Source organism: Paenibacillus sp. URB8-2 (assembly GCF_013393385.1).
Classification (GTDB): Bacteria; Bacillota; Bacilli; order Paenibacillales; family Paenibacillaceae; genus Paenibacillus_AQ.
Genome location: NZ_AP023239.1, coordinates 3,813,588 through 3,827,030, shown reverse-complemented (window position 1 = coordinate 3,827,030; position 13,443 = coordinate 3,813,588). Strand labels below are relative to the sequence as shown.

The window sequence follows — 13,443 nt, the reverse complement described above, 5'->3', positions numbered from 1 at the left end:
AGGGAGTGAATGAAGCTTTGTCACTTTATGTCATGAAATTCGGAGGCAGCTCCGTCGGAGATACCGAGCGTATGAAGCGGGTCGCCAAACGCATCGCAGACAAGCAGGATGAAGGCCACCGCTGCGTCGTGGTTGTATCCGCCATGGGGGACACGACCGACGAACTGATCGATCAGGCCAAGCTGCTGTGCAGCCAGCTGCCTGCGCGTGAGATGGATATGCTGATGACGACGGGGGAGCAAATCTCCATTGCGCTGCTGTCCATCGCCCTCAGCGGCATTGGACGCGAAGCTGTGTCCTATACCGGCTGGCAGGCCGGCTTCCGTACGGACGAGACGCACGGACGGGCGCGGATTAATGAGATTGTGCCCCGCCGGGTGCTGGAAGCGCTAGAGAAAAACAAGATCGTGATCGTTGCCGGTTTCCAAGGGATGACGATTGACGGCGAAATTACTACGCTCGGACGAGGCGGTTCCGATACGACGGCCGTTGCGCTCGCGGCGGCCATTAAAGCGGATGTCTGCGAAATCTATACGGATGTCGACGGGGTGTACTCCACCGACCCGCGCATCGTGAAGAATGCGCGCAAGCTCAAGGAAATCTCATATGACGAAATGCTGGAGCTCGCCAATCTGGGCGCCGCCGTGCTGCATCCTCGCGCGGTGGAATACGCGAAACGGTACCAGGTGAAGCTGGTTGTGCGGTCGAGCTTTAATTATAATGAAGGCACTGTGGTGAAGGAGGAAGCAAGCATGGAGCAGGGAGTGGCGGTTAGCGGCATCGCTTACGACAAAAATGTGGCGCGGATCAGCATTTCGGGAGTGGCCGACGTTCCCGGCGTACTGGCCCGGGTGTTCGGCAAGCTGGCCGATGAAGGCATCAACGTGGATATCATCGTGCAGAGCGGCGTACAGAACGGGGAAGCGGATTTCTCCTTCACCGTCTCGCTGGACGAAATGGAACGGGCCAAAGAGGTCATTCGTCAAGTCCGCGAAGAACTGCCGTACCGTGAGGTAACATCGGAAGATAATTTGGTCAAAATCTCCATCGTCGGCGCTGGCATGGTCAGCCATCCGGGCGTGGCGGCGCAGATGTTCGAGGTGATTTCGGGTCTTGGAATCAGCATTAAAATGGTCAGCACCTCCGAGATCAAGGTTTCCTGCGTAGTGGAGTCCGGCAAGCTGAAGGAGATTATCCAGGCGCTGCATAAGGCGTATGGGCTGGATACCGACCAGCAAGTATTTGTAGGCGGTCCGCAGGATCGCCGCTAGTCCGGCATCAAGACATTCCAGCGGAACTGTGATCATTCCGAGGTTTATGATTTAACAATAATAAGGGACTGTTTCCGAAAGCCTGATATGGCTTTTGGAAACAGTCCCTTTTTTTGAAATATCAGAAAAATAAGCTTCGCGCTCATCCTTAACCTGATATTTTTACGAGAAACGGATGCTTTCCTCTTCCAGAGGACGGCGAAGCCGTTTCTTCTTATCGTATCTATTATTGTTTCTCACTCATCCGGGATCTGGGCAAGCTGCAGGGTTTGGCGGAGGGCAGCGGAAGCGGCTTATTATGCCAACCGTCTGAACCTTCCCAGAATTTCCACCGTTTCCAGCACGTTCACGAACGCGCTTGGATCGACGGAGATAACGGCCTTGCGCAGCTCCGAAAGCTCGTACCTCGTAGTGACCGTCATCAGCATCGTGTTGCCTTCATGACTGTATCCCCCCTCCGCGTTGACGACAGTCACGCCATGCGGAAGCCGGTTCAGCCGCTCAACCATCTCTTCCTTTCGTTTCGTCACGATGAAGCAGGTCAATTTGACATGCCGGATATGGATCATATCGACCACTCGGCTCTTCACAAATGTACACAGCATGGCGTAGAGCGCGGAATCCCAGCTTTTCATAAAGCCGAGGGTTAAAATAACTAGCCCGTCCATAATGAACAGAACCGTTCCCATCGGCACATCTCTTTTACGCGTAATGATAGAGCCCAGAATATCGAATCCTCCCGACGACCCGCCCGCGCGCAGAGAGAAGCCAATGCCCCCCGCAATGATGACCCCGCCGAAAATGCTGGCCAGAATCGGATCTTTGGTTACTTTCACCTGAGGAATAATCGTCAGGAACCAGGTGGTGCAGGCGACGCAGAGCATACTGAGAAAAATGTATTTTCTTCCAACGGCGACGAGGCCCCAGAGCAGAATCGGCAGATTGATGCCGAAATATATAAGCGAAATATATTTGGGATCGGTCAAGTAACCGATAACGGACGCAGCTCCGGCCACTCCTCCGCTGAGGAGCTGGTGCGGGATCAGGAACAGCTTCAAACCGGCCGCGACCAGAAGGGCGGATAAGACGACGATGGCGACCTCTCTGGCTGTTTTGGTGAGACTTTCGAATGTAATGGGAATTTCAGGATGACGGGTGTGCATGAAAGCATTCCTTTCTGTTGTGTTGACTGTTTTATTATTTTGTTAAAAATATTATATCATACTGATAATAATTTTCTATCAGTTTTTTTCACTATGTTTTCTTCTACATCTATATAGTGTATTGCCGCGTATGCTTTTATCCCGAATTCTTGTTGTCTAAAGCGGGACAATCCCGCATATCTATGAACAACAGCCGGGAACCGGGAGTTTTCGGAGGCGGCGCTGGAAATATCCAGGCGGAAGGAGTTGTGCAAAGGTGGACAAGTATGTAAGCTGGATGGCCGTGCTGCGCATGCTGTCAGGCAGTGCGGAAATTACTGCTGCGCTGATCATGCTGCGGCTGAACCAGGTGGACAAGGCTTTGGCGGTCAATTCGGCGCTGGCGCTCGTCGGTCCGACCGTGCTCGTTCTGACCACAGCCATCGGTCTTACGGGCATGGCGCAGAATCTATCTCCCAGCAAGCTGTGTTGGGTGGGTGTCGGCGTGGCGTGTCTCTTAATCGGTATTTTGAAAAAATGATAGATTGGTAGTCATATTGCGAACGTACAAGCATAGATATGGAATAAAGCATTCCATAGAGGACGACTTGGGGGTACCGCATATGGGCATCGATTGGCTTCAATTATTTCCCGAAAAAGTGAAAGCCGCGCTCTCCCGGCTCCCGCTCCCGCTGCTTGAGACGGTTGAAGAAATCCGCATCAGGGAAGGGCGGCCGCTGGAAATCAATTATGCGGGGAAGTACCACTTTGTGGACGCAGCCGGCAGGCTGACACTGGAGCCGGAAGAGGCGTATAGACCGGACCGTGAGGACAGCCACCGGATGCTTGACCTGATCAGCAATCATTCGCTCTATACGATGGAAGAAGAGCTTCGCAAGGGATTCATTACCATCCCGGGGGGACACCGTATCGGACTCGCCGGGCGGACGGTTTTAAGCAGCGGAAGCGTTGGGCATCTGCGGGATATCGGCGGATTCAACGTCCGGATTGCGCGGGAGATTCCCGGCGTCGCCGACCGGATTCTGCCGCTCCTGCTGGATGACAGCCGCCGGCGGGTCATGCACACGCTGATTATATCTCCGCCCCAACATGGCAAGACGACGCTGCTCCGCGATCTCGCCCGGCAAATTTCCGCAGGGAGCGCGGGAGGAAGAGACGGGCGCCCCGGTCTCAAGGTAGGCATCGTGGACGAGCGTTCCGAAATCGCTGGAAGCCGCAGGGGGATACCTTCTTTCGATATCGGTCCGCGGACAGATGTGCTGGACGGCTGCCCCAAAGCCGAGGGCATGATGATGATGATCCGCTCCCTCTCGCCGGATGTGCTGATCGCCGACGAAATCGGCCGGCCTGAGGATGCCGATGCGCTGACTGAGGCGCTGCATGCCGGAATTACGGTTCTGGCCGCCGCGCACGGCCGTGAAGTGTCCGAGCTGGCTTTGCGACCCGGACTCGGCCGGATTATCGAACTGGGCGTGTTCGAAAGATACGTCATCCTCCGCCGATCGGCGGGCGAGCTGTCCTTTCGCGTGCTGGATGGCCGCAAACGCCCGCTTCCGGTATATCCGGGAGAACGCAAAGGAGGCGAAAGCCATGCTTAAGCTCCTGGGCGCCGCGATGATCCTGCGCGCGGCGACTCTGGCCGGCTTCCGCCGGGCCCGGCAGTATGCGGACCGGCCCCGGCATATCCGCGGTCTGATCGCCGCGCTTCAGCGGCTGGAGACCGAGATCATGTACGGCTATACGCCGCTGCCGGAGGCGATGAAACGGATTGCCGTCCAGTCGAGGGAGCCGCTCCGGGGTTTCTTCACCGCAGCCGCCGAAGGGATGAGCCCGCCCTATAACCGGACCGCGCAGGAAGCGGTGGACAGGGCGATGGAAACAAACTGGAAGGCGACCGCGATGAAAACGCCGGAGCAGGAAGTTCTCCGGCAGCTCAGCTGCACGCTCGGCACCAGCGACCGAAGCAATCAGACGAATCATATTGCACTGGCGCTGCAGCAGTTGAAACAGGAGGAAATTTCGGCCCGCGAAGACCAGGCCAAGTACGAAAAGGTGAGCAAAAGTCTGGGACTCCTGCTGGGGGCGTTGATCGTCATTTTGATCTTTTAGCGAGGTGCCAGGAATGAATATTGAAGTCAACGCGATCTTTCAAATTGCCGGCATCGGCATCATTATCGCCATGATTCATACCGTGCTCAAGCAGATGGGCAAAGAGGATATCGCCCATTGGGTGACCGTTATCGGCTTTGTCGTCGTGCTGTTCATGGTCATCCGGATGCTGGACGGACTGCTGCAGGAAATCAAGACGATCTTTCTTTTTCAATAGGCCGCGCTATGGAAATCATTCAAATCGTAGGAATCGGACTAATGTCGACCGTTCTCATTCTTGTGCTGAAAGAACAAAAGCCGATGTTCGCCTTCTTGCTGGCGGCGGCAACGGGCATACTGATCTTCCTGTTTCTGATCGGCAAAATCGGCGGCGTAATCTCCACTCTTCAGCGGCTTGCGGAGTCTTCGGGTATGGAGACCGTGTACTTGAAGACCGTATTCAAAATCATCGGCATCGCCTATATCGCGGAATTCGGAGCCCAGATCGTACGTGACGCGGGCCAGGAATCCATCGCCTCCAAAATCGAGCTGGCCGGCAAAGTGCTGATTATGACGCTGGCTGTGCCGATCATCGGAATCATTATTGAAACGGTTATGAAGCTTTTGCCGGCATAGTACGTCTCGGGTCCGGCTCATCCGTCAAACGAAAGGAGAAACGGCAATGGAAAAGCGCGGCATATTCCGCCCGCCCAAACTCAGAGTCGCGCTGCTGATTGTCTGTCTCGTGTTCATTGGATGGAGCCGGGCGGCCGCTTCACCGGCAGATGAGGCTGGAACGCCTATGGGCCAAACCGGCACTATTGTCGACCAAGCCGGGCGTTCCGCGGATTCCCCCGAAACGGCCGCCGAAGGCCGGGGCGCAGCCTCCGCATCCTCATCCGCATCATCAAACGGAGCGCAAACCGGTCAGAGCGAAACGCCGATAGATCAATGGGTGAAGAGCCAGGTCGACGATTTGCCCAAGGATGGAGTCGAGAAATACTGGAATCAGCTGATGAAGGATTACGGCGGTTTTTTTCCGGATGGGGCTACTCCCTCGCTCATGGATATGCTGCTGCCGGGGGGCGAAGGGCTAAGCCTGAAAAATGTGCTGTCGGGCCTCCTCTCCTACATGTGGCATGAAGTGCTCTACAACGGCAAGCTGCTTGTCACGATTGTAATGATCAGCGTGCTGAGCATGATTCTGGAGACGCTCCAGACGGCGTTCGAGCGCAAGGCGGTCAGCAAGGTGGCCTACACCCTGTGCTTTATGGTGGTGCTGGTCATCGCGGTCAACAGCTTCAATGTAGCCATCGGTTATGCCAAGGACGCCATCGACCGGATGATCGACTTCATGATGGCGATGATCCCGCTTCTGTTCGCACTGCTCGCTTCCATGGGCAATGTCGTTACCGTTTCGGTGACCCATCCCCTGATCGTGTTCATGATCCATACGGTCGGCACGCTGATTCACACGTTGGTCTTTCCGCTATTGTTCTTCTCGGCAGTTCTGCATCTGGTCAGTTCCATCTCGGACAAATACAAGCTGACCCAACTTGCGAATCTGCTGAGGAACATCGGCACAGGGGTACTTGGCGTCCTGCTGACCGTCTTTCTGGGCGTTATCTCCGTTAGAGGCATCACCAGCTCGGTTACGGACGGAGTGACGCTCAGGGCAGCGAAGTATGTTACCGGCAATTTCGTTCCCGTTATCGGCAAAATGTTCGCAGACGCTACCGATACCGTCATATCCGCCTCGCTGCTGGTGAAGAACGCAATCGGATTGTCCGGCGTCATTATCATCCTGTTCCTGTGTGCGTTTCCGGCAATCAAAATACTCGTGCTGGCCCTCATTTATAATGTGGCCGGAGCCGTGATGCAGCCGCTCGGGGACACGCCGATCGTATCCTGCCTGCAGACAATCGGAAAGAGCATGATTTATGTATTCGCCGCCTTGGCCGCTGTATCGCTCATGTTCTTTCTGGCTGTCACCATTCTGCTGACCGCCGGCAACGTTACGGTCATGATGAGATAAAGCTTCACAAGGAGGTGGATCATGAGCTGGCTTGGAGGATGGCTGCGGGAAATCATAATGATCGTGCTGCTGGCATCATTCGTTGAACTGCTGCTTCCGAGCAAGTCGATGGAGCGCTATGCGAGGCTTGTGCTCAGCCTGCTGGTCCTGCTGACGATGCTAAGCCCGATCGTCTCGTTGATGAAGGGCGATGCCGCGTCTGAGCTCAGCCTGGCTTTCCGCCGGTCGGACGGCGGGGGGCCCGGGCTGAGCAATGCGGAAGACGCGGAGCTCAGACGAATATTGGCCGACGGGAAGAAGCTGGCCGCGGGCGGGAGGGACCAAAGCCTAAAGCTCGCCGCGCAGCAAATCGCCGGACAGATGAGGGAGCAGATCGCAGGCGAGACGGGGCAGCGCGGAGCGAATGTGACCGTAACGCTCGCCCTGGCGAATGAAGCCGGAGACAACGCCATGCCGGTTATAACGGCGGTGGTCGTCACGCTCCCGGCGGGAAGCGCTGAGCAAAGCGATGCACCCCAAGGCTCGGGAAGCGGAGGCAGTGTTCCGATCTCGGTTTTGCCCGTGGACGATATCAAAGTCGATCTCGGCGAAGGAGAGAACGGGCTGAAGGAGACGGGAGAGAGCTCCGGCCCGGCAGAGCCGGCGGCGGCCGTGGCGGGCGTAGACGAAGGCTCGGGCGGCGCCGACGCCAAGGCGGTAACGGCGCTCCTTGAGAAGAACTGGAGCCTTGACCCCGCTAAGATCAAAGTGCTGAACGGCGGCAGCGAAAAATTGTAGCCGCCGCTTAAACGGACCAAGCGTAAGGGAGGAGTGGAAAGATGGGCAACTGGCTGAAGAAGCTGGAGCAGATGATCGGTGGCGGGGCAGAGAATCCGAAGCGAAACCATACGTTCCGATGGTTGATCATTCTGGGTCTGTTGGGCGTGGCGATCATGCTGTTCAATTCCTTTGTAAATGTGAAGAAGCTCGACAGCGAGAATACGGGGAGAGAGCCACCCCAAACCCAGAGCTCGCAGGCGGCAATGCAGGAGGCGACGGATGGAGCCGCCAGCTCGTTTGACGGCATCGAGCGGGAGATGGAGAACCGCATGAAGGGGATTTTGGAGCAAATCGTCGGAGTCGGCACGGTGGACATTATGGTCACCGTTGATTCCACTGAGGAGGTTGTCGTCCAGCGCAACATGAACGATTCCCAGCAGCTAAGCGATGAGACCGATGCAAACGGCGGCAAGCGCCACACAACCACGTACACCAGAGACGGCGAAATCGTCACTTACAGTCAATCCGGAGACGAGACGCCGATTATTACCAAAAGAATCAAGCCCCAGGTTCGCGGCGTTGTTATTGTCGCCAAGGGAGCCGAGAACAAGGTGGTGAAAGGACTGATCGAGCAGGCGGTGCAAAAAGCGCTGAACGTCCCGAGCTACCGCATTTCCGTCGTGCCGCGCAAACAGGAATAGCGGCTGGAGTGGCAATGGCGTAACAGCCGAATCCCAAAGGAACAGCAAAAAGGAGGAAAAGCAATGAACGGCAAAAGACAAACAATCTGGTTGGTATCCATGCTCAGCTTGATGGTGGTGCTCTCTGCGTACTATTTGTTCACGGAGGACTCTGGCGTTTCATCGCCCAAGGAGACAGCAGGGACAATTCAGGTGGATTCCGTCAAGGACTCGTCCGGCAACGCCCTTCCGTCGACGGCTTACAGCGGCGCGGCAGTGAGCGAAGTGACTTCGCAAAATGACGCTGCGGCTGCTGATTCCGCTGCGGCCGCCGATCCTAATGCTGCGGCTGACCCTAACGCCGCAGCAAGCTCTGCAGCAGACGATACAAATTCCGCGCTGACGGGAACCGATGACGGCCAATCCGCGGCGGACCCTTCGGCGGATAAAGCCAAGGATCAGGCATCCGATTCCGCTTCGGACGCATCCGCCAAACCGGATAGCGCCGCTGCGGATAATGGAAAGGATACCGTCTCGGCTGACGACGGCGCGTCAAAAAGCGACGCGGCGGTGCTGGACGAAGTAGCGTCGCAAAGCGCGTCGGCCTCCAGCCAGTTCACCAACTATTTGTATGAACGCGAACAGAAGAAGATTAAAGAACAGCAAGATTTGATGGCCAAGATCAATGATATGGACAAATCGCCTGCGGACAGCGCGGCCGCGCAGGAGCAGCTGCACCAGCTGGAAGAGAAGGAGTCCAAGATCACCGGAATTGAAGAAAAGCTTCAACAGCAGTATGGAGAAGCGATTGTCAAGGAAGAAGGGAACGACTCCTACAAAGTTGTCGTTCTGAGCGACAAGCTGGATGTGAAGCAGGCTGTCGGAATCATCGATCTGGTCATGAAAGAGCTGAGCGTGTCGCAGGATAAAGTGAGCGTACAGCATGTATCTGAGGAGTAAATCAACACGAAAAAACGCGGGAAATGACGAAAGGGCTCGGGTTATCCCGGGCTCTTTCCATTTCTTGCGTTTGTGATATAATACATAAAGTTATCTTGAAGTATATGAGGATAAGCATCGCGCGGATCTGGCATCCTATATTATTGGGTGAAACGGATGACGTCCCTTGAAAGGACAGCGATGTCGTTTCTTCTTTTCCGCCAAGTTAGCGGCTTTGAGAGAAAGCTGAAGGAGTGAACTGATCGAAATGTTCAAATTAAGCGAAATTAAGGAATTGATCAAACTGCTGGACCAGACCTCTTCCGTGCATGAGCTGGAGATTGAAAGCGAAGGAATGAAGCTGGCCATCCGCAAACCGGACCGTTCCGAGGCTGCGGAAGCGCATGTGGTTCCGGCTACTCCTTATCCGTACCCCTTTACGCCCGCTCCGCAGCCGCCTGCTCTGCAGCAGACAACCGGGCAAGCCGCTCCCGTTCCCGCTGCTCCGCAGCAGGAGACGCTGGCTGCTCCCGCAGAAGGAACCTTACATAAAATCGTATCTCCTATGGTGGGAACGTTCTACACCTCGGCTTCGCCCGATTTGCCTGCGTTCGTAAGCGCGGGCGACCGGGTGACCGAGAAGTCGACGGTATGCATTATCGAAGCGATGAAGCTGATGAACGAGCTGGAAGCGGAGGTCCGCGGGGAGATCGTATCCGTTCTCGCAGAGAACGGACAGCTTGTGGAGTACGGCCAGCCGCTGTTCCTGGTGAAGCCGGAATCTTAGAATCGGGAGGAAAGAAATGAATATACAAAAAGTGCTGATCGCCAACCGGGGGGAAATCGCCGTTCGGATTATTCGCGCCTGCCGCGAATTGGGAATTTCCACCGTGGCGGTCTATTCGGAGCCCGACCGCGATTCGCTGCATGTCCGGCTGGCCGATGAAGCGTACTGTATCGGACCGACGGCTTCCAAGGACAGCTATTTGAATTTCACGAATATTATGAGCGTGGCCACTTTGACCGAATGCGACGCCATCCATCCCGGTTACGGCTTTCTTGCCGAGAATGCCGATTTCGCCGAAATTTGCGGTTCCTGCAATATCATATTTATCGGCCCTTCTCCGGAAGCCATCACGCGGATGGGGGACAAGGCCGTGGCCAAAGAAACGATGAAGGATGCAGGCGTTCCGGTTATTCCCGGTTCCGACGGTCTTGTAGACGACGTTGAGGAGGCGGTCCTGCTCAGCAGGGAGATCGGCTATCCCATTATTATCAAGGCTACCGCCGGAGGCGGAGGGAAAGGCATCCGCATTGCCGAAGACGAGGAATCGCTGATCAAGCAGATTACGGCCGCCCAGCAAGAAGCGCAAAAAGCATTCGGCAACGCCGGAGTCTATCTGGAGAAGTACCTGACGGGCATGAAGCATGTCGAGATCCAGATTATAGCCGATAATCACGGCAACGTGGTCCATCTTGGCGAACGGGATTGTTCCATACAGCGACGCCGTCAGAAGCTGGTGGAGGAGGCCCCTTGCTCCGTTCTGAGTCCGGAAATCCGTCAGGCCATGGGCGAAGCGGCTGTCCGCGCCGCGCTTGCCGTGAATTATTCCGGTGCGGGAACACTGGAGTTTTTGCTAGGCGCAGACGGGCAGTTCTACTTTATGGAAATGAATACGCGCATTCAGGTTGAACATCCGGTTACCGAAATGGTAACAGGCGTGGATCTGATCAAGGAAATGATCTCGGTGGCCGAAGGAAATCCCCTTTCGTTCACCCAGGAGGATATCGTCATCAACGGATGGTCGATCGAGTGCCGCATTAACGCGGAAGATCCGGCCAAGAATTTCATGCCTTCTCCGGGCAAGGTCGGTTTTTACCTGCCTCCGGGCGGTCTTGGCGTCCGTGTGGACAGCGCCGCGTATCCAGGCGGGACAATATCGCCTTTTTATGACTCCATGATTGCGAAGCTCATCGTCTGGGCGCCTACGCGCCAGGAAGCGATTCTCAAAATGAAACGGGCTCTCGGCGAGTTTGCCATTGAAGGAATACATACCACCATTTCATTTCATCAAAAATTGCTGGAGCATCCCGTATTTCTGGACGGTCATTTCGATATCAAATTCCTTGAAGAAAATGAAATTTAGGACGGCGCCGCTTTGTTTGTCATAAAGTTCGCCAAATGATATAGTATGTTTAATGGAGAGACGTGCTTCAAGCTTGCCATCAGGAACAAATATGAAAGGTGTGGGGGACAAAATGAGTACATTGCCGACAGAATTCGAACGTACGGAAATCGGTGAAATCCAGATCGCTCCCGAAGTGATTGAGGTCATTGCGGGACTCGCAACCGTTGAAGTTAAAGGCGTAGCGGGCATGAGCGGAGGATTTGCCGGAGGCATTGTCGAGCTGCTGGGCCGCAAGAACCTTTCAAAAGGCGTTAAGGTGGAAGTCGGACAGCGCGAAGCTGCTGTGGATGTCTCCGTAATTATCGAATACGGCACCCGTCTTCCGGAAGTGGCGGCGGAAATTCAGCGAAACGTCAAACGGTCGATCGAGACCATGACAGGACTGACGGTCGTGGAAGTGAATGTGCATATTCACGATGTTCAGTTCAAGAGTGCGGAAAAGAACAGCGTGAGTGATGATACCGATTTTGCCCTTCGTGTGAAATAAGGACTTCCGGTTCTCATTAAACCCCCGACGGTCAAGTCGAGGGTTTAGTCTACTTTAAGGAGGTTATGAGGCTCGTGGCGAAAATTTTGGACAGACTTTTGCTGTTTATATACAGCTTGAGCATCGGAGCATTATCTGTTATTGCCATCCTCCTGTTAAGCGGCGTCCTTCCAAGGAATCTGAGGATCCAGGATTGGAATTCCGCTTATATCGCTGCGATTGTTGTGGCGGTGATTTTATTCCTGCTTAGTATCCGGTTCTTCTACATCTCCCTTCGCCGGGACCGGACATCGACTCTATCGGTGGATCAGCGCACGGAATACGGGGATATTCAGATCTCTATGGAAACGATCGAGAATCTCAGCCTGAAAGCGGCCGGACGGGTTAAAGGCATTCGCGACCTGAAATCACGCATCCGCGTTTCCCAGGCGGGACTAGAAATTATGATCCGAGGCGTCGTGGACGGCGAGCATTCGCTGCCGCTCTTGACCTCGGAAATACAGCGGCAGGTGCATGAATATGTGCAGGAAACGACAGGCGTTCCGGTTGCCGATGTGTCCGTCTATATCGCGAATCTTGCACAGTCCCCCAGCTTCAAAAGTCGAGTGGAATAGAGGTGAGTTTCCCTTATGCCCTGGAGAGATATTTGGGAAAGTCACGGTGGTAGAATCGCCGGAGTAGCCTTTGGATGTATTCTCGGCATCATTTATTTAATCAGCGGTTTCTGGGATATGCTGTTCTTTGCACTGGTTGTGTTCATCGGATATACGCTTGGCGGAAGAAAAGACGCGCAGGCTCCATTGTTCCCTTGGCGGGAGCTGTTGGAGCAGCTGTCGGCCCGCTGGCGTCCCTTCAAGTGAACCGCGCTAAAGCCTTTCTTTCGGAGCGAACTGGTCATCTGCGTTTTTTTGCTCGAATGAAGGGCAGTGCGGTTTTTTTTGCGCTGGATGGCAATCGTCTCCTGTGAAAAATCATGATTTGCGGTCTGTACCCGCGTTTAGAATCATATTGTACGGATGTTTCGGACAGCCCCTGAACAGGGGGCATGGAATGCGGAGTCCAAGCAGACGCTAAAGCAAGGACGATGAACAGAACGAAAAGTGTACATCCTATATACAAGCCAAACCGGAAGTCAGCGACAGGCAGCGAACCGTTTTCGAGAGTGCCCCAAGCTCCTTGATGCGGGATTTCAGCTAAAGCTCTGAAGAGGGTAACGGTCAGATTAACCGGTAAGTCTCCATCTATTCGCATGGGAGCGGGAAATTCGGCGATTACCTGCATTCATCCAATCGGGGCGGCCGGCTAACTTAGGATTTGTTGGGGTTCAGCGTTCAGGTGGAACCTGGATCAATTTAAAGGAGGAACAAATGAAAAGACGCGTAGCAAGAGAAATAATAGTGCAAAGCCTGTATCAGATGGAGATGAACGAGGTCGAGAGCGGCGAGGCGGTGGAAATGCTGCTGGAAGAAGCGTCCGAGGAAAATGAGACGGAACGGGTCATTTCCGACGAGGTGCTGCTAAAAGATTATGTGCTTAGCCATGTAAACGGCATTTGGGAAGCCAAGCCTGCAATCGACGATATGCTGGAGCATTACTTGAAGGGGTGGCAAATGAGCCGGCTGTCCCGCGTTGATCGTCAAATTTTGCGGCTCGCGGCCTATGAAATGATCTATCTGAATGATGTTCCTGCCAAGGTTGCCGTCAATGAGGCGATTGAGCTTGCCAAGCATTTCGGCACCGAGGATTCCGGCAAATTTGTCAACGGCGTGCTGGGAAAAATGATTCAGGATTTGGAAGAGCTGAAGTCCAACCGTTCGTAGAACGAAGCTGAT

The 13,443-nt window shown here is 54.7% G+C and carries 17 protein-coding genes; 16 read left to right on the top strand and 1 reads right to left on the bottom strand.

What is annotated here, in order from left to right; genetic code table 11:
* The first annotated feature begins 17 nt into the window (after positions 1-17).
* Entirely contained in the window at positions 18-1,271 is a 1,254-nt protein-coding gene (locus PUR_RS17725) for an aspartate kinase (protein WP_179036388.1), read from the top strand.
* Positions 1,272-1,567: 296 nt separating this feature from the next.
* Here PUR_RS17725 and PUR_RS17720 read toward each other — a convergent pair whose 3' ends face one another.
* Positions 1,568-2,434 carry a YitT family protein gene (locus tag PUR_RS17720; RefSeq protein WP_179036387.1) on the bottom strand — a complete coding sequence of 289 codons (867 nt, stop codon included), beginning with the start codon at positions 2,432-2,434 and terminating at the stop codon, positions 1,568-1,570.
* Positions 2,435-2,690: 256 nt separating this feature from the next.
* Here PUR_RS17720 and PUR_RS17715 point away from each other — a divergent pair, with 256 nt between their 5' ends.
* The 15 genes from PUR_RS17715 to nusB all read left to right on the top strand — a co-directional run bounded on the left by PUR_RS17715 (position 2,691) and on the right by nusB (position 13,431).
* Positions 2,691-2,954 carry a YqhV family protein gene (locus PUR_RS17715; RefSeq protein ID WP_379309037.1) on the top strand — a complete coding sequence of 88 codons (264 nt, stop codon included), beginning with the start codon at positions 2,691-2,693 and terminating at the stop codon, positions 2,952-2,954.
* Positions 2,955-3,036: 82 nt separating this feature from the next.
* Positions 3,037-4,032: a stage III sporulation protein AA gene (spoIIIAA, locus tag PUR_RS17710; protein WP_179036386.1), complete on the top strand. Its 996-nt coding sequence runs from the start codon at positions 3,037-3,039 to the stop codon at positions 4,030-4,032.
* On the top strand, positions 4,025-4,543 hold the full coding sequence (gene spoIIIAB, locus PUR_RS17705) for a stage III sporulation protein SpoIIIAB (protein ID WP_179036385.1): 519 nt from the start codon (positions 4,025-4,027) through the stop codon (positions 4,541-4,543). Before spoIIIAA ends, spoIIIAB begins: the two co-directional genes overlap by 8 nt.
* Positions 4,544-4,556: 13 nt before the next feature.
* Positions 4,557-4,760, top strand: a complete 204-nt coding sequence (gene spoIIIAC, locus PUR_RS17700; RefSeq protein WP_025335735.1) for a stage III sporulation protein AC — start codon at positions 4,557-4,559, stop codon at positions 4,758-4,760.
* An 8-nt stretch (positions 4,761-4,768) separates the two neighbouring features.
* Positions 4,769-5,158, top strand: a complete 390-nt coding sequence (gene spoIIIAD, locus PUR_RS17695) for a stage III sporulation protein AD (RefSeq protein ID WP_025335734.1) — start codon at positions 4,769-4,771, stop codon at positions 5,156-5,158.
* A 46-nt stretch (positions 5,159-5,204) separates the two neighbouring features.
* Positions 5,205-6,557, top strand: coding sequence for a stage III sporulation protein AE (gene spoIIIAE, locus PUR_RS17690; RefSeq protein ID WP_232101551.1), 1,353 nt, complete (start codon positions 5,205-5,207; stop codon positions 6,555-6,557).
* A 21-nt stretch (positions 6,558-6,578) separates the two neighbouring features.
* Positions 6,579-7,334, top strand: a complete 756-nt coding sequence (gene spoIIIAF / locus PUR_RS17685) for a stage III sporulation protein AF (protein WP_179036384.1) — start codon at positions 6,579-6,581, stop codon at positions 7,332-7,334.
* 41 nt (positions 7,335-7,375) lie between these two features.
* Entirely contained in the window at positions 7,376-8,017 is a 642-nt protein-coding gene (gene spoIIIAG / locus PUR_RS17680) for a stage III sporulation protein AG (RefSeq protein ID WP_179036383.1), read from the top strand.
* 63 nt (positions 8,018-8,080) lie between these two features.
* Complete coding sequence (locus tag PUR_RS17675) at positions 8,081-8,956, top strand: SpoIIIAH-like family protein (RefSeq protein ID WP_179036382.1); 876 nt, start codon at positions 8,081-8,083, stop codon at positions 8,954-8,956.
* Between the two features lie 247 nt (positions 8,957-9,203).
* Positions 9,204-9,722, top strand: coding sequence for an acetyl-CoA carboxylase biotin carboxyl carrier protein (gene accB / locus PUR_RS17670; RefSeq protein WP_179036381.1), 519 nt, complete (start codon positions 9,204-9,206; stop codon positions 9,720-9,722).
* A 16-nt stretch (positions 9,723-9,738) separates the two neighbouring features.
* Entirely contained in the window at positions 9,739-11,082 is a 1,344-nt protein-coding gene (gene accC, locus PUR_RS17665) for an acetyl-CoA carboxylase biotin carboxylase subunit (protein ID WP_179036380.1), read from the top strand.
* 112 nt (positions 11,083-11,194) lie between these two features.
* Positions 11,195-11,611: an Asp23/Gls24 family envelope stress response protein gene (locus PUR_RS17660; RefSeq protein ID WP_124697532.1), complete on the top strand. Its 417-nt coding sequence runs from the start codon at positions 11,195-11,197 to the stop codon at positions 11,609-11,611.
* A gap of 74 nt (positions 11,612-11,685) precedes the next feature.
* Positions 11,686-12,225 (top strand): alkaline shock response membrane anchor protein AmaP, encoded by a 540-nt coding sequence (gene amaP / locus PUR_RS17655; protein ID WP_179036379.1) that lies wholly within the window; start codon positions 11,686-11,688, stop codon positions 12,223-12,225.
* Positions 12,226-12,240: 15 nt separating this feature from the next.
* Positions 12,241-12,471, top strand: coding sequence for a DUF2273 domain-containing protein (locus PUR_RS17650; protein WP_179036378.1), 231 nt, complete (start codon positions 12,241-12,243; stop codon positions 12,469-12,471).
* A gap of 507 nt (positions 12,472-12,978) precedes the next feature.
* Entirely contained in the window at positions 12,979-13,431 is a 453-nt protein-coding gene (nusB, locus tag PUR_RS17645) for a transcription antitermination factor NusB (protein WP_179036377.1), read from the top strand.
* Positions 13,432-13,443 lie beyond the last annotated feature (12 nt).

Excerpts from the sequence above, each read along its gene's own strand:
- PUR_RS17720 (WP_179036387.1), bottom strand. The coding sequence starts at position 2,434 with ATGCACACCCGTCATCCTGAAATTCCCATTACATTCGAAAGTCTCACC.
- spoIIIAA (WP_179036386.1), top strand. The coding sequence starts at position 3,037 with ATGGGCATCGATTGGCTTCAATTATTTCCCGAAAAAGTGAAAGCCGCG.
- spoIIIAB (WP_179036385.1), top strand. The coding sequence starts at position 4,025 with ATGCTTAAGCTCCTGGGCGCCGCGATGATCCTGCGCGCGGCGACTCTG.
- spoIIIAC (WP_025335735.1), top strand. The coding sequence starts at position 4,557 with ATGAATATTGAAGTCAACGCGATCTTTCAAATTGCCGGCATCGGCATC.
- spoIIIAD (WP_025335734.1), top strand. The coding sequence starts at position 4,769 with ATGGAAATCATTCAAATCGTAGGAATCGGACTAATGTCGACCGTTCTC.
- spoIIIAE (WP_232101551.1), top strand. The coding sequence starts at position 5,205 with ATGGAAAAGCGCGGCATATTCCGCCCGCCCAAACTCAGAGTCGCGCTG.
- spoIIIAF (WP_179036384.1), top strand. The coding sequence starts at position 6,579 with ATGAGCTGGCTTGGAGGATGGCTGCGGGAAATCATAATGATCGTGCTG.
- spoIIIAG (WP_179036383.1), top strand. The coding sequence starts at position 7,376 with ATGGGCAACTGGCTGAAGAAGCTGGAGCAGATGATCGGTGGCGGGGCA.
- PUR_RS17675 (WP_179036382.1), top strand. The coding sequence starts at position 8,081 with ATGAACGGCAAAAGACAAACAATCTGGTTGGTATCCATGCTCAGCTTG.
- accB (WP_179036381.1), top strand. The coding sequence starts at position 9,204 with ATGTTCAAATTAAGCGAAATTAAGGAATTGATCAAACTGCTGGACCAG.
- accC (WP_179036380.1), top strand. The coding sequence starts at position 9,739 with ATGAATATACAAAAAGTGCTGATCGCCAACCGGGGGGAAATCGCCGTT.
- PUR_RS17660 (WP_124697532.1), top strand. The coding sequence starts at position 11,195 with ATGAGTACATTGCCGACAGAATTCGAACGTACGGAAATCGGTGAAATC.
- PUR_RS17650 (WP_179036378.1), top strand. The coding sequence starts at position 12,241 with ATGCCCTGGAGAGATATTTGGGAAAGTCACGGTGGTAGAATCGCCGGA.
- nusB (WP_179036377.1), top strand. The coding sequence starts at position 12,979 with ATGAAAAGACGCGTAGCAAGAGAAATAATAGTGCAAAGCCTGTATCAG.